This is a genomic window from Coprobacillus sp., from assembly GCF_984815275.1.
The window spans coordinates 13,447-31,216 of record NZ_CFJNYH010000035.1 but is presented as its reverse complement, the minus strand read 5'-3'; the positions used below and the strand labels follow the sequence as shown (position 1 = coordinate 31,216).

The following is a 17,770-nucleotide window of genomic DNA, read 5'->3' as shown; positions in this document are numbered from 1 at the left end:
AGAATTGGTATATTAGATTTATTACTCTTTGTATGAGTAACTTCAATATACCAGAAGTAAAAAGATTTTAGGAAGATTTCATGGAATAACAGCAAATATTGTTTCAGCATTGCTGGGGACTGTGACTCCATTTTGTTCTTGTTCATCAATTCCTTTGTTTATTGGTTTTACCAGTGCAGGATTGCCCTTAGGTGTTACCTTTTCATTTTTAATTTCGTCACCTATGGTTGATTTAGGAAGTTTAGTATTGTTGATGAGCATCTTTGGAGCAAAAATTGCGATTGCATATGTTATCATCGGATTGGTTATTGCAGTTATTGGAGGGACTATTATTGAAAAACTTCATATGGAAAAATATGTAGAGAATTTCATTATGAATGCAAGTGCAGTAGATATTAACTCTCCTACATTAACTCGTAAAGAAAGAGTCATATATGCAAAAGATCAAGTGGTTGAAACTTTTAAAAAAGTATTTCCATATATCCTGATAGGTGTAGGTATTGGAGCAATCATTCATAACTGGATACCTGAAAGTTGGATAGAAAGTGTTTTAGGAGGGGATAATCCGTTTGGAGTTATATTAGCAACAATTGTTGGGATTCCAATGTATGCTGATATTTTTGGAACGATTCCTGTTGCTGAAGCCCTGCTAGCTAAGGGTGCATTACTTGGAACAGTTCTATCATTTATGATGGGAGTGACAACTCTAAGTTTACCATCAATCATTATGTTGAAAAAGGCAGTAAAACCTCAACTATTAACATTGTTTATAGCAATTTGTACAGTAGGTATTATTTTAGTTGGTTATTTATTTAATATTTTCTCATTTTTATTGATATAGATTGGAGGAAAAAGATGGCTAATGTTGTTAATTTTAATATGGTTGTAGAGATTAATCAGCTGTTAAAAGAAAAAGAAATTGAATATTCAATTCATGCATTAGGTGGATGTACCTGTGCAGGATTAAGGCTAAAACAAGATGGAAAAGAGTATCCAGTAAATGAAATATTAGAAGTTATTAATAGTTATTTAGATCAAAAATGGATGAAAGTCAGACAAGATGATAAAGATCCATATATATTAAATGTTGAATCAAAATTTGATTTTGAAAAATAAAGGAGAGAAGATTATGAGTTTATTTAAAAAGAAAGAAGAAAAGAAAAGTTGTTGTTGTCAATGTTCTGTTGACGCAATGGAACAGGCTGAAGAAACAAAGAAAGAATTAGGTATTAAGATTTTAGGATCTGGTTGTGCTAAATGTAATAAGTTAGAAGAAAATGTAAGGCAAGCATTAGAAGAAATGAATATCGAATTGCCAATTGGTCATGTCACAGATTTTGCACAAATCGCTACTTATGGTGTTATGTCTACTCCTGCATTAGTTTTAAATGGAGAAGTTGTTTCTTTTGGTAAGGTATTAACAGTAGATGAAGTGAAGCATATTTTGAAAGTGAAATTATAGAAATTTATGGAAAAAAGATTAAAAATTGCTTTTGTATGTGTTCACAATTCGTGTCGTAGCCAAATAGCTGAAGCATTGGGTAAAAAGTTAATGAATGATAAATATGAATTTTATTCTTGTGGTACAGTACTAAAAAATCAAATCAATCAAGATGCAGTAAGAATTATGAAAGATCTTTATCAAATAGATATGGAAAAAGATCAATATAGTAAATTGATTACGGATATCCCTGAAGTGGATATTATGATTTCAATGGGATGTGAGGTAGGGTGTCCATATATAGGTAGAAACTTTGATGATAATTGGAATTTAAAAGATCCTACTGGGCAAGATGATGAATTCTTTAAAAAGATTATCAGTGATATTGAAAATAGAGTATTAAGTTTAAATTACAAATAATAGGTCAATTTGATCTATTATTTTTTTCTCAAACATATATTTAATGCTTTAAATTAATTACTGGTTAATAATTTATAAGAGGAGTGATATAATGTGTATATGTATCCAGATAATTTAAAAGGAAAACCGATATTATGGCTATGGTATTTAAGAGATATAGGAATCATAGGTATTGGTGCTATTATTTCAGTTATATTTATAAGTCAGGCAAATTTTTATCTGCCTATTGCTATAGTGGGATGTTATGCATTTATGACCATTAGACTTCAGGACACAAGTATATTTGATTTTATTCAATATGCCTGTGCCTTTTTTATTTTTCATCAGCAGTTTTATATATGGTCATATACGAGTCCGAAGACTGTCAATCAAAGTATAACAAATAAAAGAAAAAACAAATTTTTGAGAATGTGGAGGTAGAAAGTGAAGAAAAAGAAGAATAAGTCAAACAAAAAGTTAAAGTCTACAAGAGAACTTATCAATGCAAAGACGATTTCTAATGACAGTTTAAAACTGTTCAACGATGATGAAATCGTCTTTTTTGTTATTCAGCCACAAAACTTATCAGTTATGTCACAGGAAAATATTGGTGCAAAAATCTTTTCGCTTACAAATGTTTTGAAGGGACTGGCTGATATGGAGATGATCTGTCTGAACAGCAGGGATAATTTTGAGGATAACAAGCTCTTCATTAAAAAAAGGATATCAGAAGAGACTGATGAGGTCATTATTAATCTTTTAAAAAAGGATTTATATCATTTAGATCAGATACAAACTCAAACTGCAACCTCAAGATTATTTCTCTTGGCTGTTCGTATCAAACCAAATGATCAGGTGGAAACAGTAGCACTGATCCATCGTATTGAAAAACTCATCAAACTGCAGAATCTACAGGTAGAAAAAGCCAATAAGGAACAGATCAAAAATATGCTTGCTGTTTACTTTGAACAGAATGTCACATCAGATCAGTTTGAAGATTATGAAGGAATGAGGTGGTATCCAAATGATATTGAGGAATCCATTTAAGAAAAAAGAAGTCATCAGTGAAGAGGAAGTTAAAGTACAAGAATTTCTTGATTTAATTGCACCTTCTACAATACGATTTTTTACAGAATATTTTATATGTGGAAATACATATCGCTGTGTTTGGGCAATTAGAGACTATCCGATCTCAACAGATGAACAGGCACTTTTAAGATATATGGGTGAAAAGGATGGGATAACACTCCATATCTATGCAAGACAGGTTACACCTGCAGAAGAGAAGAAAATCATTTCCAATGCTGCGAATAAAAACAGGATGAAACAAAGCAATACTCAGGATTTGCAGGAATCCATCAATGCTCAAAGTAATTTAAAGGATGTTATAGGACTTATTGCTGATATGCATAGAAATAAAGAACCACTTATTCATTGTGCTGTTTATTTTGAATTGATAGCCAATGATTATGATGAATTAAAACTTCTTCAGACAGAAATGCAGACAGAACTTGTCAGAAGCAAGCTCAATGTTGATAGACTTCTTTTAAGACAAAAAGAAGGTTTTCTAGCCGTCATGCCTAGTGGTGTTGATACATTTAAGGAACAGTTTGAAAGAGTACTTCCTGCAACGAGTGTTGCGAATCTGTTTCCTTTCAATTATTCAGGAAAGACTGATGCACATGGTTTTTATATAGGGGCAGATAAATTTGGAAGCAATATCATCGTTGATTTTAATCAGAGAAGTGATGATAAGACAAATGCCAATATCCTTATATTAGGGAATTCAGGACAGGGAAAATCTTATTTGTTGAAACTTCTTCTTATCAATCTGCGTGAACAGGGGTTCTCTCTTATTAATCTAGATCCAGAACACGAGTATGAGGAGCTGACCAACAATTTGCATGGTGTGTTTATTGATATGATGTCAGGAAAGTATATGATCAATGTTCTAGAACCTAAGCTCTGGTCAAATGATTCAGAAGAGGATAATGATGAAGATGTCCCTGCAACCTTTAAAAAGACAACGGTTTTATCACAGCATATTTCCTTTTTAAAAGATTTTTTTAAGACTTACAAGGATTTCAGTGATGAACAAATTGACACTCTGGAGATTATGCTGACAAAGCTCTATAAGTTTTTTGATATTACAGAAAAGACAGATTTGTCTTTATTAAGACATGAAGATTTTCCTATTCTATCTGATTTATATGAATATATAGATGAAGAATATAAGCATTTTACTGAAAACAGAAACAATATCTATACAAGAGAAACACTAAGAGAAATTCTATTATTGCTGAACTCCATATGTGTGGGTAGTGACAGTAAATTCTTTAATGGTCATACCAATATTGGAGAGCATAAAATCATTACTTTTGGTGTTAAGGGATTATTACAGGCAAACAAATCATTAAAAAATGCGTTACTGTTTAATATTCTATCTTACATGTCTAATGAACTGTTAACAAGTGGGTACACAGTTGCAAGTATTGATGAGCTCTACCTGTTCTTAACAAATATGACTGCAGTTGAATATATTCGTAATTTCATGAAGCGAGTTCGTAAGAAAGAAAGTGCTGTTATACTGGCATCACAAAATCTTGAAGACTTCAATATAGAAGGAATTAGAGAACTAACAAAACCATTATTCTCTATACCAAGTCATGCTTTCTTATTCAATGCAGGAAATACGGATAAAAGATTTTATATTGATGCACTTCAGCTGGAAGAAAGTGAATATGATCTTATCAAATATCCTCAAAGAGGTGTGTGTCTATATAAATGCGGGAATGAAAGATACAACCTGGCTGTTCGTGCTCCAGAATATAAGGCTGCACTCTTTGGAAGTGCTGGTGGAAGATAAAGTTGAAGAGCCAAAAATTTGGTATTGAAATAGAGATGACTGGTCTAACCAGAAAAAAGGCTTCTGAGATAGTTGCTAAACATTTTCAGACTGACAGTCAATATGATGGAGGAGCTTATAGAGCTTATTCAGTTAAGGATAATGAAGGCAGGAAATGGAAACTTGTCTATGATTCCAGTATTACTGCCTATATAGGAATAAGAAGAACATATGACGATGATTACAAAGTAGAACTTGTATCACCCATATGCAAATATGATGATATTGAAGATATACAACAAATTGTCAGAAAACTTCGTAAGGATGGTCATGCAAAAGTTAATTCAAGCTGTGGAATTCATATCCATATTGATGCCTCAAAACATGATGCAAGATCACTTAGAAATATAACGAATATCATGTATTCAAAAGAAGATCTGATCTATAAGGCATTACAGGTTGAAGTGGCAAGAGAACATCGATACTGTCAAAAGGTTGAAGAATCATTTATACAGAAGCTGAATAAAAGCAAGCCTAAGAATTTAAGCCAGTTGAAATCTCTCTGGTACAACGGAGAAACAAGAAGAAGTCACTCCCACTATGATAACAGCAGGTATCATGCGTTGAATCTTCATAGTGTCTTTCAGAAGGGAACGATTGAATTCAGACTGTTCAATGGAACACTTCATGCAGGAGAAATCAAATCGTATATCCAGTTTTGTCTTGCTATTTCTCATCAGGCATTGACTCAAACAAAAGCGAGCAGAAGAAAAACACATTCATCAAATGAGAAGTATACATTCAGAACATGGCTGTTAAGACTAGGACTCATTGGGGATGAATTCAAAACTGCAAGGCATCATCTTTTAAAAAACTTAGATGGCTGTATTGCATGGAAAGATCCTCAACAAGCACTTGCACAGAAAGAAAGACTGAAAGCACAAAGAGAACTTGTACTGGAAAATCCTGTTCAAAATATTGAAAATACTGAAGAACTGGAACATGAAGGTATGTCCATGCAACAGCAGATGTAGAGAGGAGGTATCGTTATGAAAAAGTATTATATAGCTTATGGAAGCAATCTTAATCTTGAACAGATGAAAATGAGATGTCCAGATTCCAAACTCATAGGAACAGGGATGCTGAATAATTATCAATTGCTGTTTAGAAGCAACAATAGACATAATGCAGTTGCGACTGTAGAACCATGTCTTGGAGAAAAAGTTCCTGTTGGTATATTTGAAATATCAGAAAGGGATGAAAAATATTTAGATATCTATGAGGGATTTCCAAATCTTTATACGAAAAAACATATGACGATTCATAGTCAAAATATCAAAGATGAAGCTATGGTCTATGTAATGAATGATGGCTTTGATTACGGAATACCAAGCCAGTATTATCTCAATATCATTAGACAGGGATATAAAGACTGTCATTTGGATATGAAGTATCTTGATAACGCTGTTAAGGAAATCAGTGAAATTGTTGAAGAAATGGAAATCAAAGAGAAGTATCCATTAGGATATAAGGATATCAGACCATAATGAGTGTTAAATTAGCGAAACTTCTAGCAGTATTTGTTGGAAATAAGGATAGTACCATAGGAAAAATAGGAAAGGGTGCTGTGATAGCCATTATATCACTTTTTGTTGCAATCACTGTGCTTATAGGTGCAATCTTTTCTGATGGGATCAATTTTAATCAGAATATCGTCACTGATTTATTTGAAGGAAATCCCATCACAGAATTTCAGGGAGAACAGGCTCAATTCATCAATGATGTTCAACATGGACTATCACTGATTGATACAAAAATGAATGAAACCAATCAGACATTTACAAATGGAGCAACCCTCAACGCCTATCAGGTTAAAGGATATTTTATAGGATTGATGTTTTCCAAACAGAAGATGAACTTCGATGAAAATAAGGGAACGCTTTGGGTGAAGAGCTTTACGATAGAATCCAATGAAAATGAAGTTAAAAAAATTGTACCTACTTCTGTGAACTCGACGATCTATTCTCATTTGGAATCCAATTTATCAATGACCCTAAATGATGATACAAGAGAAGCAATGGAAAGAGTCTATGGTGGACTGATAGGAAATAATGGTGGAACAGTGACAACATTATCTAAAGAAGAAATGGATAAACTGTTAAAAAGTCTTCCTGAAGGAACAAGTGAATTAAGAAAGAATATTGTTTTACAGGCTGGCGATGCAGTTGGGAAAATTCCATATTACTGGGGTGGGGCTGCAAGCTGTGCAGGATATGAAGGCAATCACTTTGGTACAGTTATAACACCAGATTATAAAGGAAGAAACAGAAAAGGACTGGACTGTTCGCACTTTGTGGACTGGGTCTACTGGACAGTGATGAACAACAATCTAGGGAATACCAATACAACTGGTCAGATCAAAATGTGTAAAAAAATATCAGCAGGAGAATTATTACCTGGTGATCTGGCATTCCTTATGGATAGGCAGGGCAATACAACTCATGTAGGAATTTATGCAGGAAGAAATGAAAAAGGTGAGATGGTATGGATACATGAAAATTCACATGACAATAATGTTGCAGTTAATACTGTGTCTTATTGGAGTGGATATTACAGATTAAATATAATGGAAGGAAGATAAATAATGACAGATAAACAATTAGAAAAATATATGAGAGGAACATATCTTGGTGTTGTAAAAGGAAATTATGATACCTATTGCCGATTGAATTCAAAGGAAATCAATAACTTTGTTCAGAATGCTGGGAAATATGCAGATCTGGTTATTATAAAGTTAAGAAGCAATGAAATCATGTTTGATACGAAAGGACAGTTCATTCATCAAATTCTTCCTGAACTTTCTGAAACTGCAAGAACCAGTTATGAAGGACAGAAGATTATCAATCAGATTGCTTCAAAGCTGAATGAGATGATTGATGATTCAATAGAGGAAAAACCAATCAAAAAGGTTGAAAGATTTATAAAAGAAGCCTTTGGTCAGGAAATGATTGAAAATGATATAGTGGATTCACTCAAAGAATCAGAACAAAATGTTTCTTTTCAAGGTCATATCTTTTAGGTGTTGAAGATGGAAAAAGAAAAATTAAAGCTCACTGGAATATTAGAAGAAAGATTCCAGCATTATGATGAAGTGCTGGAAAATGGATGTAATGATCCCTTATGGGCTGATGGAGTCAATCTTAATCTGATAAGAAATCATATCATTATCGCCAAAAGAAACATAGAAGAAGTATTTTCAGTAGAAGATTATCCAGATGTTTATTACAGAATGACACCCAAGAAAATAGATGATGATTACATGGCAAAACCAGATAAAATACGAGAAAAGGCAAAAGAAGTATTAGATATGTTCAATAGCTACTTCTATCTGGAAGAACTCAAAAATGCCAGTTATTATCTTGATAAAAATCAATTGCTGGAAACTGGAATAGGAAGTGTACTATGTTTAATACAGTATCTGGATGAGGCTATAAAGGAAGATGATCTTGTTGGCATGAGAAGATTATCCAAAAATTCAGATTATAAAATGAAGGAATTTGAGAAAGCCTATGAAAATCTACGTGAAATCAATATGGAAGAAGAAAGACAAATTTCGCTGTTTGAAATGATGATGTAGAAGCAAAAAGAAAGAAGGTGCAAAAATGAATGAGAAACAAATTCAAAGGATCAAAGAACAGTATCCTCAGGGAACAAGAATAGAACTTAATCACATGGATGATCCTTATCATCCTGTGCCAGAAGGAACATTAGGGACTGTCAAGCATGTTGATGATGCTGGTCAGATCCATGTCAAATGGGACAATGGAAGAGGTTTAGCCATTATTCCAGAGGTAGATCACTTCAGTATTGTTAAAGAAAATAACAAGAATGAAATGATTGAAGTTATAGTTGTTGAACCAGACAAACATCCTAGAGTTGAAAGAATCACTAATGATTTAACAACTATGCAGACAATTGTAGGTGGAGATATCGAAGAAATCGGTTTAGATGATCATACTGTTCTTGTCTGTAACGAGGAAGGAAAACTTATTAATTTAAAGGCAAATAGGTGTGTTGGTCATGATATCATTGCTGGCACATTTTTTATTGCAGGAGATGATGGTGGAGAAGAACTCATCTCATTGAACGAAGAACAAATCAAAGAATATACTGAAAAATTTTATGAAATTGAGGAACATACTCAAGAAGAAATGCAAAGAAAAATGAGATTTGAATTTTACAGTTACTGATAAAAAGGAGAAAAATAAAATGAAATATATAGAAATCAAATTAAAATATCCAGATTCAAGAATCAGAGCATTACGTTCTGTTCTTGCGAAAAAGAATACAACATTAGAAACTGAAATGATGGAAGCATTATATCAGTTATATAAGAAAAATGTGAAACCAGAAGTAAGAGATTTCATTGAAGAAATGGAAGAACAGGAAAATGGTTCATTTAAAAAGCCAAAGCCAGCTAAAAATAATGTAACAGGCAATGGCAATGATTAGCACTGTTTGCGCATAATTCAAAACGTGTGCGATTTTTATGGGAAATGGGGATAACAATACCCTATTGAAAAGTATGAGGACGTGTGGCAACGTGTCAAAGAAATTGGTTAAAATACTGATTTTATTTCTACTTTGCCTGTGATATGAGAGTGGAAATTGGATGAAAAGTGCTTGTGCAGGTTAAAGCATCGGCGTCGCCGGCACCGAATGCAACCAACAATATCGGGCAATGCCCGCTATTTCTAGAGGTTTCCAGAAATTCAACTTTGACGTCATTATATTTAAAAGTGCGTTAAGTTCAGCGTCATTAAAAAAGAAACTCTTTATTTGTAAAGGAGTTTCAAGGTGGTCGTTATCAGCTCATTGAGTAAATTGTGCTGAAATATGTAGAATCATAAAATATAAAATGATATAATGCATGTGGAACAGCCATAACGGTAGGTGGTTATACCTTGGTCGTCTGACCGAAGGTACGTAATCCTTCGTTAACATAGATATCTATTCTAAAGAATAGAAATATGAAAAACGGAGGTGATTAACATGACATCTTATGAAACAGGTATGATAGTGTTAGGCATACTAACATTTACTGTGACTTTAATAGGTTTGATTGTTAAATTGCTTCTTGTCATTATTGATAAGGATAATAAAGCAAAAAAATAACTACCTCATGTGTCTGGTCAACTAGTGAGGTAGTTATTTCACTATTGTAAATCCAAGGCATAACCGCTTATCGGCTGTTCCTCTTTTCACTTACATTATAGTTTATGCTAAAGTGAAAGTCAACATACAATTTTTTATAAAAAAAGTAAAATGATGAGGTCAATTTCTGATAATGGATTGGCTTTTTTATTGGAGGAATGAATGGAAAAGAAACAAAGAACAACGATATGGCTCAGTCAAAATGTAATGAATGAATTAGATCAAATGAGTGAAAGAGCAGACTGCAGAAGTCGAAGTGAATTTATTGAAAAAGCCATCAAGTTCTATGATGGATATATAAGATCAGCAGATGAAAATCAATATCTTCCTATTGCACTTTCATCTGCAATGAATGGTATCATTCATACATCAGAAGATAGAATAGCTAAGGTTTTATATAAAAATACAGTTGAACTTTCCATGCTGATGAATATTTTGGCTGCGACTGCTGAGGTGGATGAAGATACATTAAAAAAGCTCAGAAAAAAATGTGCAAAAGAAGTCAATGGGACAAGAGGACAGATCACATTTGAAGATGCCTATAGATATCAGAAAAGTTAATTGCGAAAAGTCTGGATAAATGAAAATGGGTGTGGTAGTGTGTTGTGCTAAAGAGAGGAGAAGATGTTATGGAAAAGATTTTGGAATGTTTATGTTCACAATGGATGAACCATTCACCCAGTTTTTATGAAAGAAAAGAGGTTGAGGAACAGTATGAAAAGATGCTTGAAATTGAAAAGCAATTAGAAAAACATTTTCATGAAGATGATCTTGTTTTGATTAGGCAGGCACTAGACGAACAATCTAATTGTGATTCAATGCAGTCCTTCGATTACTTTGTTCAGGGAGTCAGATGTGGAGTTCAATTATATGATGAAATCAAGGAAGCTGATATCAATCAGCTATATGGTCTAAAGTATGGATGATATTTTAAGAACAATCTATATGGGAAATCTTATTCCTATGGATCACGTATGTCCTAATAGAGAACTCATCAAAAAAGATAGCGAAATGCTAGATGAAATGCATCAAAAAATCATTGAAGCATTAATAGAAAAATATGGAGAAAAGGAAGCAAAAGATATTGATGATGCATTTATAAGTGCAGGGTCTGGAGTCACTAATGAAGAAATGTACTGTTTTTTTAAACAGGGATTTTATATAGGCTATGATATTGCAATGGCTGTTATGAAAAGAGAATAATGTAGGTAAAGGATCATCTTCATGGTGGTTCTTTTTATTTGGGAGGTGCTAAAGATACCAAGAATTATTGTCAAGACTGGCTATATCAAAGGAAAAGCACATAAGGAATATTATGTTCAATATATTGCAACAAGAGAAGGTGTGGAAAAATACAAAAGTGATCATGGAGATAAGCCAGCAACTACAAAACAAAAACAACTGATCAGTCAGTTGATGAAAGATTATCCAGAAGCAAAGAAGATGTTTGAATATGATGATTATACTTCAAATCCCAACAGAGAAAATGCAAGTGAGTTGATTTCCTCTGTTATTGACAGCAACATCCATGATATAGCAACAAAAGAAAATTATGTTGATTATATTTCCCATAGACCACGTGTTGAAAAGCTGGGAGAACATGGTCTATTCAGTGATCACGGCTATGAAGTTCATTTAAAAGATGTTATTGATGAAGTAGGAAAACATGAAGGAAATGTATGGACACATATTATTTCTTTAAAGAGAGAAGATGCTTCAAGATTAGGATATGATCATGTACAAAACTGGATGAGTTTATGTCAAAGCAAAAGAAATGAACTGGCAGAAGCCATGAAAATTGATGTTAATCATCTCAAATGGTATGCTGCTTTTCATAATGAAGGACATCATCCACATATTCATATGATCGTTTATTCAACTGATGTTAAAGAAGGATTTGTCACAAAACAGGGTATTGAAAAAATAAGAGGGATATTTGCGAAAGAGATTTTTAAACAGGATCTGATACAGACCTATAGCGAACAAACAGAAATACGAAATGAACTTAAAAAATACAGCCAGGATATTGTGAAAAAGATGTTACAGGGAATAGAAGTCAGTCATATAGATAATGATTATATATTTCGTAAAATCATGGAATTAAAGACAAGTCTGGAAAATTATCATGGAAGACTTGCTTTTGCATATATTCCTAAAGAGTCCAAACAGATCATTAATGATATCTTGAGGGAGATGGAAAAAAATGAATATCTTCAACAGCTTTACGAGCAGTGGCTAATATATAAGCAGGATATCCATTCAACATATAAAGATGAACTGTTAGAGAGATTACCATTGCTTGAACAAAAAGAGTTCAGGAGCATCAAAAATATGATTTTGAAAGAAGTGATGTCTTTCCAAACGAATGAGATATTTGATTTTCAGGAAATTCAAGAAACAGAAGATGACAGTCAATTATTTAATGACAATGATATAGAAGATGTTGAGGATACAAACAATAAAGGTTCAACTGCAAATGGATTTATACTTGAGTGGACAAGTGATTATAAAAGTGCTGTTGAATACTTTTATGGAAATGGGAATCAGGAGCAGGATATCAAAAAAGCTGAAGAACTGTTGAAAATGGAGTGTCAACGAAATAATGTTCTTGCCTATGCATTGCTTGGAAAACTGTATGCAGTTAATCAAAAAGAAGAACTCTCAAATCAGTTTTATGAAAAATCTTTTAAAGGATTTGAAGAACTGCTAAATGAAGCAGTTGAAAATAAATTTGTAAAATCGTATTGCAGTTATAGAGTAGGTAAACATTACCTTTATGGAATGGGAACAGAAATTGATTATCAGAAAGCCTATGAATATTTTGAACAGAGTGATAATCCCTATGCTCAGTATTCACTGGGAGTTATGTATCAAAGAGGACTAGGTGTTGATCAAAATAATGAAAATGCATTTGATTATTTTAAACAGTCAGCAACAAATGGAAATGTTTATGGAAACTATGAACTTGCAAGACATTATGATTATGGAATCGGATGTGAAAAAGATGAATATTTAGCCAGTTGCCATTATAAAAAAGCCTATCATTCATTTCAAGAAATGATTGAAAAACAGGAAGATGATAATCTTCTCTATAGACTTGGAATGATGACATTGAAAGGAAAAGGATGTGAAAAAGACATTGATAAGGCAATCTCTTATCTTGAAAAGGCAGTCAGTCTTGAAAATGAGAATGCTAAATTACTGCTTGCACAAATTTATCTACAGGAAGATGACTATGAAAATATTCCTAGAGCCATGAAATGGCTGGAAGAATCAGATAATCAGCTTGCCTGCTATATCTTAGGAAAAGAATATAGCAGTGGAGAACATATAGAAAAGGATACCGAAAAAGCAATCCATTATCTTTCATTATGTGATGATAATGAGTATGCCTTTTATAAACTTTTTCAAATCTATGAAGAAACTCAAAATCATGATTTAAGTCTTCACTATTTAAAGATGGCTTGTGATAAACAATTTGAACCTGCACTTATCAAAATGGCTCAATTACTTATAGAAGGTCAAAAAATAGAAAAAGATATTGATAAAGCTATCAATTATCTAAAAACTGCAGAATCAAACAATAATCAGTTTGCTCAGTATATGCTAGGCAAACTTTTTTTATTTGGAAAAGATGTTGAACAGGATGAGAAACTTGCAGTTGAGTATCTTCAAAAATCTGCACAGCAGGGAAATGAATATGCTCAATACCTATTAGAACATATGAATGACTTTTATCATCAGCCACTGGCACTAATGGCATCAAGATTTTTTCATCATGTGAGTCGCATTTTTCAAAGTCAGATGCCAATTAACAATCATCCGCTTGCAGGAACAGAAAGAAAACTGAAGCAGAAGATCATGCAAAAGAAATTAGCAATGGGTCATAAACAGGATGACCACACATTAAACTAGGAGGATTTTATCAATGAAAAAGAAAAAATATAATTTTAAGGATATTCAAAAAATAGGTGATAATAGACAAAATTTATCAAAAAGAAGAAATACTGCCATCAAAAAGAGAATCAAGGAAAGGAACAGGTAGACAATGGAAAGATACAAAAGGTTTTCTGATGAACAGATTTCAGTTGCCAATCAGGTCAATCTTGTTGAATATTTAAGACAACAGGGAGAAACACTCACCAAATCTGGCAAGGATATGAGATGGAACAGATATACAAGTGTAACCATAAGAGGCAATCAGTATTATAAATGGAAAACACAGGAAGGTGGCTATCCCATTCAATTTTTAAAAGAGTTCTATGGTTATAATTTCAAGCAGGCGATGGAACTTCTTTTATCTTTTGCGAACGATACAGGAATGATAGTTGATGTTCATCCTGAAGAAGAAGTAAAAAAAGAATTTATCATGCCAGAAAGAAATGATTCAATGAGAAGAGTTTATGGCTATCTGTTAAATGGCAGATGTATTGATAAAGAGGTTTTGAATGCATTTGTACAGAAGGGATTGATCTATGAAGATGCAGTTTATCATAATGCAGTTTTTGTTGGATATGATGAAGAAGGTGTACCAAGACATGCACATAAAAGAAGTACACTGATCAATGGTGGATTCAGAGGAAATGTTGAAGGATCTGATCCAAGGTATACCTTTCATTATTTAGGACAAAGCAATCAAATTTATGTTTTTGAAGCACCGATAGATATGCTTTCTTATATTTCACTGCATAAAGAAAATTGGCAGGAGCATAGCTATATTGCATTGAATGGACTTGGAACACAGGGACTGGAACATCTGCTGGATACAAATGATTCCTTAAAGAAAGTGTTTCTTTGTTTTGATCATGACGAAGCAGGAATAGAAGGTGCCGAAAGAGTTTTGGATGTGCTTCACGATAGACAGATGATTGATGCATCTATTATTCAGCCAAAGAATAAAGACTTTAATGAAGATCTGAAAGAACTTCATGGCATTGAAGTTATCAAGGCGGTTGATAATCCTAAATATATGGAAATGTATACTGAAATTGAAAATTTAAAGAATTCACATTTTCAATTAACAGGACATGATGAAATCACACATACAACCATAGGCAATCAGTTTATGAAGGTCTATTATGCTTTCAATAAAAATGGAAAAAATGACTTTTATAATCTTAATAAACAGTCAGAAAAATTATTAAAGCTCGTTTTAACTATGGAACATCAGCTTTTATATAAAGATGTTCCTTTTACTAAAGAATCAAAGGTATGGGATACATTAAAAGATGATTATCGAGCTTATAAGGATAATGGAAATATTAATAAATCCATTCATAATGTTTTTAACAGCTTGAAAGATATTAAAACAGGATTAGATAATCATGAAAGTAATCAAATACTGGCAGATATTTATAGACAATGTTCCAGTGATCTATTGAATATGAAATTACAAATCAGAAGGGAGTTAGTCAGGAATATGGAAATGAAAGAAAAATTAGGACTAGAGGAAAGTCTAAGACCAGAAGCGAAGATGATAGGTGAAGATGGAAATGTTTTTAATTTAATGGGAATATGTTCAAATGCCTTAAAGAAAGCAGGATATCCAGAAAAGTCAAAAGAAATGTTTGATAGAGTGACATCATGTGGAAGCTATGATGAAGCCCTAGCAATTATGAATGAATATGTGATACCTACAGGAGATGAACAATCATTTGATGATGCTTTTGATATGGAAATGAAAGGTTATTAAAGGCAAATCAGTTTAATTTAGAGAGGAGGTCAATGTATGGATGATAAGATAACGTTTATATTTATAGGCTGTCTTTTTTTTATATTTATAGGATGTGCTGTTGTCTTTGGGAATAACTATAATCTTGATCGTATCAAGTCCAAAACAGTTGGAGATGGACAGCATGGAACTGCAAGTTTTGCGACTCAAAGAGAAATCAATAATACTTTTAAGAAAATTGATTTCAATGCGAATAAATGGCGAAATAGAATTAATCTGCCAAAGCATCAGGGATTGGTTGTTGGAACACAGATCAAATTCAATAAAACGACCTGTTATATTGATACTGATGATATTCATTTACTTATGATAGGTGCTGCTGGTGTTGGAAAGACAGCACATTTTTTATATCCCAATTTGGAATATGCCTGTGCTAGTGGGATTTCCTTTATTACAACTGATACAAAGGGGGATCTTTATAGAAATTATGGTGCAATCGCAAAAGACTATTATGGCTATCATGTCTCGGTCATTGATTTAAGAAATCCATTATTTTCTGATGGAAATAATATGCTCCATCTGGTTAATAAATATATGGATCTCTATAAGCAGGGTAGACATAATTTAAGTCTAAAAGCAAAGACAGAAAAGTATGCCAAGATCATTGCAAAGACAATTATATTCAGTGATGGAGAAAGTGCATCGAACTACGGTCAAAATAGTTTCTTTTATGATTCTGCAGAAGGACTACTGACAAGTGTGATTCTTATTATTTCTGAATTTTGTCCTGCAAGACAAAGACATATTGTGAGCGTATTTAAACTTGTTCAGGATTTACTGAAGCCATCAAAAATCAAAGGAAAATCTAGCTTTCAGGTCATGATGGATTTGTTGCCAGACAATCATAAAGCCAAATGGTTTGCAGGTTCTGCATTGAATACAGGAGAACAGGCTATGATGTCAGTATTATCAACAATCCTCTCAAGGCTGAATGCATTTATTGACAGTGAGATAGAACAGATACTCTGTTTTGAAACAGCTGTTGATATAGAGAAATTCTGTGCTGAAAAATCAGCCATTTTTTTAGTTATGCCAGAGGAAGATAATACGAAACACTTCCTTATCAGTTTATTTATTCAACAGTACTATAGAGAAATGCTGGCATATGCAGATGAACAGGGTGGACGATTAAAGAATAAGGTCATTATGTATCTAGATGAAATAGGAACAATACCAGCTATACAGTCAGCAGAAATGATGTTTTCAGCATCCAGATCAAGAAATATATCAATTGTTGCGATTATTCAATCACTTGCACAGCTGGAAAAGAACTATGGTAAAGAAGGGGCATCTATCATTATGGATAACTGTCAGGATACATTGTTTGGGGGATTTGCACCTAATTCAGAAACAGCAAAAGTCATGAGTGAAAACTTAGGATATAAGACTGTTTTAAGTGGCTCTGTCAGCAAGGGTAAAAATGATCCATCACAATCATTGCAGATGATTCAAAGACCGTTGATGACAACTGATGAGTTAAAATCAATGCCTAAGGGAAACTTCATACTTATGAAAACAGGAAAGAATCCCATGAAAACAAAGTTAAGACTTTATAAGAAATGGGGTATAGAGTTGAGTGGAGAATATAAAATGAGAATGAGAAATCATAGAGAAGTTGAATATGCGAGTATGTATGAAATTGAATCGATATTAAAAAGCAAGAATCAGAATATAGATAATATTATGCAACACATTGACTTCCAATCCATTAAAAGGGGAGGTGTTAAAGTTGAATAAAGACTATATGTATTTTTATACAAAAGTTTCAGGTGCAAATATTTCACCAACAGCAAGATCAGTTTATCGAGCATTACTTCAGTATGCGAACAGGAAAACATGGTCTTGCTTCCCTTCTGTCAATACCCTATCAAGAGATACAGGATTAAGTTCAAGAACAATAAGAAGATCTCTTCAAGTATTAGAAAAAGAAGAACTGATATTAAGAATTCATAGAACAAGAGAAAATAACGGAAATACAAGCAATATGTATTTTTTAAATTAATGTTTTTTGTAAGGATGACTATGTCCTTTTGAGGTCACTAGGATAGTGACATAATGTCATAACTGTAACTTTAAAATTGAAATATATATTTACAGAGAAAATATTTAAATACATCAAATAATTAGATTTATATATAGT

General features: G+C 32.8%; 22 protein-coding genes. All 22 read left to right on the top strand.

Annotation, left to right across the window (positions count from 1 at the left end; translation table 11 throughout):
• The first annotated feature begins 64 nt into the window (after nucleotides 1-64).
• The 22 genes from AC5M21_RS12315 to AC5M21_RS12210 all read left to right on the top strand — a co-directional run bounded on the left by AC5M21_RS12315 (nucleotide 65) and on the right by AC5M21_RS12210 (nucleotide 17,632).
• Nucleotides 65-841, top strand: a complete 777-nt coding sequence (locus AC5M21_RS12315; protein WP_083807001.1) for a permease — start codon at nucleotides 65-67, stop codon at nucleotides 839-841.
• Between the two features lie 14 nt (nucleotides 842-855).
• Nucleotides 856-1,116: an RDAC family protein gene (locus AC5M21_RS12310; RefSeq protein WP_008789377.1), complete on the top strand. Its 261-nt coding sequence runs from the start codon at nucleotides 856-858 to the stop codon at nucleotides 1,114-1,116.
• 13 nt (nucleotides 1,117-1,129) lie between these two features.
• The gene (locus tag AC5M21_RS12305) at nucleotides 1,130-1,462 is read left to right on the top strand and encodes a thioredoxin family protein (protein WP_008789378.1); all 333 of its coding nucleotides are present in this window, start codon (nucleotides 1,130-1,132) and stop codon (nucleotides 1,460-1,462) included.
• 6 nt (nucleotides 1,463-1,468) lie between these two features.
• Complete coding sequence (locus tag AC5M21_RS12300) at nucleotides 1,469-1,861, top strand: arsenate reductase/protein-tyrosine-phosphatase family protein (RefSeq protein ID WP_008789379.1); 393 nt, start codon at nucleotides 1,469-1,471, stop codon at nucleotides 1,859-1,861.
• A gap of 99 nt (nucleotides 1,862-1,960) precedes the next feature.
• Nucleotides 1,961-2,281, top strand: coding sequence for a hypothetical protein (locus tag AC5M21_RS12295; protein WP_008789380.1), 321 nt, complete (start codon nucleotides 1,961-1,963; stop codon nucleotides 2,279-2,281).
• A gap of 3 nt (nucleotides 2,282-2,284) precedes the next feature.
• On the top strand, nucleotides 2,285-2,887 hold the full coding sequence (locus AC5M21_RS12290) for a hypothetical protein (RefSeq protein WP_008789381.1): 603 nt from the start codon (nucleotides 2,285-2,287) through the stop codon (nucleotides 2,885-2,887).
• Nucleotides 2,865-4,706: a VirB4 family type IV secretion system protein gene (locus AC5M21_RS12285; protein ID WP_008789382.1), complete on the top strand. Its 1,842-nt coding sequence runs from the start codon at nucleotides 2,865-2,867 to the stop codon at nucleotides 4,704-4,706. Before AC5M21_RS12290 ends, AC5M21_RS12285 begins: the two co-directional genes overlap by 23 nt.
• 2 nt (nucleotides 4,707-4,708) lie before the next feature.
• Entirely contained in the window at nucleotides 4,709-5,719 is a 1,011-nt protein-coding gene (locus AC5M21_RS12280; protein ID WP_008789383.1) for an amidoligase family protein, read from the top strand.
• 15 nt (nucleotides 5,720-5,734) lie between these two features.
• Nucleotides 5,735-6,232, top strand: coding sequence for a gamma-glutamylcyclotransferase family protein (locus tag AC5M21_RS12275; RefSeq protein WP_008789384.1), 498 nt, complete (start codon nucleotides 5,735-5,737; stop codon nucleotides 6,230-6,232).
• A complete protein-coding gene (locus tag AC5M21_RS12270) occupies nucleotides 6,232-7,326 on the top strand; it encodes a C40 family peptidase (protein WP_008789385.1) in 1,095 nt (364 codons plus the stop codon). Before AC5M21_RS12275 ends, AC5M21_RS12270 begins: the two co-directional genes overlap by 1 nt.
• Before the next feature lie 3 nt (nucleotides 7,327-7,329).
• Entirely contained in the window at nucleotides 7,330-7,764 is a 435-nt protein-coding gene (locus AC5M21_RS12265) for a hypothetical protein (protein ID WP_008789386.1), read from the top strand.
• Nucleotides 7,765-7,773: 9 nt separating this feature from the next.
• A complete protein-coding gene (locus AC5M21_RS12260) occupies nucleotides 7,774-8,322 on the top strand; it encodes a hypothetical protein (protein WP_008789387.1) in 549 nt (182 codons plus the stop codon).
• 25 nt (nucleotides 8,323-8,347) lie between these two features.
• Nucleotides 8,348-8,935 carry a DUF3846 domain-containing protein gene (locus tag AC5M21_RS12255; RefSeq protein WP_008789388.1) on the top strand — a complete coding sequence of 196 codons (588 nt, stop codon included), beginning with the start codon at nucleotides 8,348-8,350 and terminating at the stop codon, nucleotides 8,933-8,935.
• Between the two features lie 19 nt (nucleotides 8,936-8,954).
• Nucleotides 8,955-9,197 carry a hypothetical protein gene (locus AC5M21_RS12250; protein WP_008789389.1) on the top strand — a complete coding sequence of 81 codons (243 nt, stop codon included), beginning with the start codon at nucleotides 8,955-8,957 and terminating at the stop codon, nucleotides 9,195-9,197.
• Between the two features lie 540 nt (nucleotides 9,198-9,737).
• A complete protein-coding gene (locus tag AC5M21_RS12245; RefSeq protein WP_017144076.1) occupies nucleotides 9,738-9,860 on the top strand; it encodes a hypothetical protein in 123 nt (40 codons plus the stop codon).
• A gap of 201 nt (nucleotides 9,861-10,061) precedes the next feature.
• Nucleotides 10,062-10,460 (top strand): ribbon-helix-helix protein, CopG family, encoded by a 399-nt coding sequence (locus AC5M21_RS12240; protein WP_008789390.1) that lies wholly within the window; start codon nucleotides 10,062-10,064, stop codon nucleotides 10,458-10,460.
• Nucleotides 10,461-10,528: 68 nt separating this feature from the next.
• A complete protein-coding gene (locus AC5M21_RS12235; RefSeq protein ID WP_008789391.1) occupies nucleotides 10,529-10,825 on the top strand; it encodes a DUF6809 family protein in 297 nt (98 codons plus the stop codon).
• On the top strand, nucleotides 10,818-11,102 hold the full coding sequence (locus AC5M21_RS12230) for a DUF6809 family protein (RefSeq protein ID WP_008789392.1): 285 nt from the start codon (nucleotides 10,818-10,820) through the stop codon (nucleotides 11,100-11,102). The genes AC5M21_RS12235 and AC5M21_RS12230 overlap by 8 nt, the downstream gene beginning before the upstream one ends.
• A 21-nt stretch (nucleotides 11,103-11,123) precedes the next feature.
• Complete coding sequence (mobP3, locus tag AC5M21_RS12225; protein ID WP_008789393.1) at nucleotides 11,124-13,814, top strand: MobP3 family relaxase; 2,691 nt, start codon at nucleotides 11,124-11,126, stop codon at nucleotides 13,812-13,814.
• 133 nt (nucleotides 13,815-13,947) lie between these two features.
• Complete coding sequence (locus AC5M21_RS12220; protein WP_008789394.1) at nucleotides 13,948-15,591, top strand: DUF3991 and toprim domain-containing protein; 1,644 nt, start codon at nucleotides 13,948-13,950, stop codon at nucleotides 15,589-15,591.
• A gap of 36 nt (nucleotides 15,592-15,627) precedes the next feature.
• Nucleotides 15,628-17,367, top strand: coding sequence for a VirD4-like conjugal transfer protein, CD1115 family (locus AC5M21_RS12215; protein WP_008789395.1), 1,740 nt, complete (start codon nucleotides 15,628-15,630; stop codon nucleotides 17,365-17,367).
• Complete coding sequence (locus tag AC5M21_RS12210; RefSeq protein WP_008789396.1) at nucleotides 17,360-17,632, top strand: helix-turn-helix domain-containing protein; 273 nt, start codon at nucleotides 17,360-17,362, stop codon at nucleotides 17,630-17,632. The genes AC5M21_RS12215 and AC5M21_RS12210 overlap by 8 nt, the downstream gene beginning before the upstream one ends.
• Nucleotides 17,633-17,770: the final 138 nt, after the last annotated feature.

What these genes read in the sequence shown, in the direction of transcription:
- AC5M21_RS12235 (WP_008789391.1), top strand. Translation starts at nt 10,529, where the DNA reads ATGGAAAAGATTTTGGAATGTTTATGTTCACAATGGATGAACCATTCA.
- AC5M21_RS12285 (WP_008789382.1), top strand. Translation starts at nt 2,865, where the DNA reads ATGATATTGAGGAATCCATTTAAGAAAAAAGAAGTCATCAGTGAAGAG.
- AC5M21_RS12295 (WP_008789380.1), top strand. Translation starts at nt 1,961, where the DNA reads ATGTATCCAGATAATTTAAAAGGAAAACCGATATTATGGCTATGGTAT.
- AC5M21_RS12215 (WP_008789395.1), top strand. Translation starts at nt 15,628, where the DNA reads ATGGATGATAAGATAACGTTTATATTTATAGGCTGTCTTTTTTTTATA.
- AC5M21_RS12220 (WP_008789394.1), top strand. Translation starts at nt 13,948, where the DNA reads ATGGAAAGATACAAAAGGTTTTCTGATGAACAGATTTCAGTTGCCAAT.
- AC5M21_RS12240 (WP_008789390.1), top strand. Translation starts at nt 10,062, where the DNA reads ATGGAAAAGAAACAAAGAACAACGATATGGCTCAGTCAAAATGTAATG.
- AC5M21_RS12270 (WP_008789385.1), top strand. Translation starts at nt 6,232, where the DNA reads ATGAGTGTTAAATTAGCGAAACTTCTAGCAGTATTTGTTGGAAATAAG.
- AC5M21_RS12265 (WP_008789386.1), top strand. Translation starts at nt 7,330, where the DNA reads ATGACAGATAAACAATTAGAAAAATATATGAGAGGAACATATCTTGGT.
- AC5M21_RS12305 (WP_008789378.1), top strand. Translation starts at nt 1,130, where the DNA reads ATGAGTTTATTTAAAAAGAAAGAAGAAAAGAAAAGTTGTTGTTGTCAA.
- AC5M21_RS12310 (WP_008789377.1), top strand. Translation starts at nt 856, where the DNA reads ATGGCTAATGTTGTTAATTTTAATATGGTTGTAGAGATTAATCAGCTG.
- AC5M21_RS12230 (WP_008789392.1), top strand. Translation starts at nt 10,818, where the DNA reads ATGGATGATATTTTAAGAACAATCTATATGGGAAATCTTATTCCTATG.
- mobP3 (WP_008789393.1), top strand. Translation starts at nt 11,124, where the DNA reads ATGGTGGTTCTTTTTATTTGGGAGGTGCTAAAGATACCAAGAATTATT.
- AC5M21_RS12250 (WP_008789389.1), top strand. Translation starts at nt 8,955, where the DNA reads ATGAAATATATAGAAATCAAATTAAAATATCCAGATTCAAGAATCAGA.
- AC5M21_RS12260 (WP_008789387.1), top strand. Translation starts at nt 7,774, where the DNA reads ATGGAAAAAGAAAAATTAAAGCTCACTGGAATATTAGAAGAAAGATTC.
- AC5M21_RS12300 (WP_008789379.1), top strand. Translation starts at nt 1,469, where the DNA reads ATGGAAAAAAGATTAAAAATTGCTTTTGTATGTGTTCACAATTCGTGT.
- AC5M21_RS12255 (WP_008789388.1), top strand. Translation starts at nt 8,348, where the DNA reads ATGAATGAGAAACAAATTCAAAGGATCAAAGAACAGTATCCTCAGGGA.
- AC5M21_RS12245 (WP_017144076.1), top strand. Translation starts at nt 9,738, where the DNA reads ATGACATCTTATGAAACAGGTATGATAGTGTTAGGCATACTAACATTT.
- AC5M21_RS12275 (WP_008789384.1), top strand. Translation starts at nt 5,735, where the DNA reads ATGAAAAAGTATTATATAGCTTATGGAAGCAATCTTAATCTTGAACAG.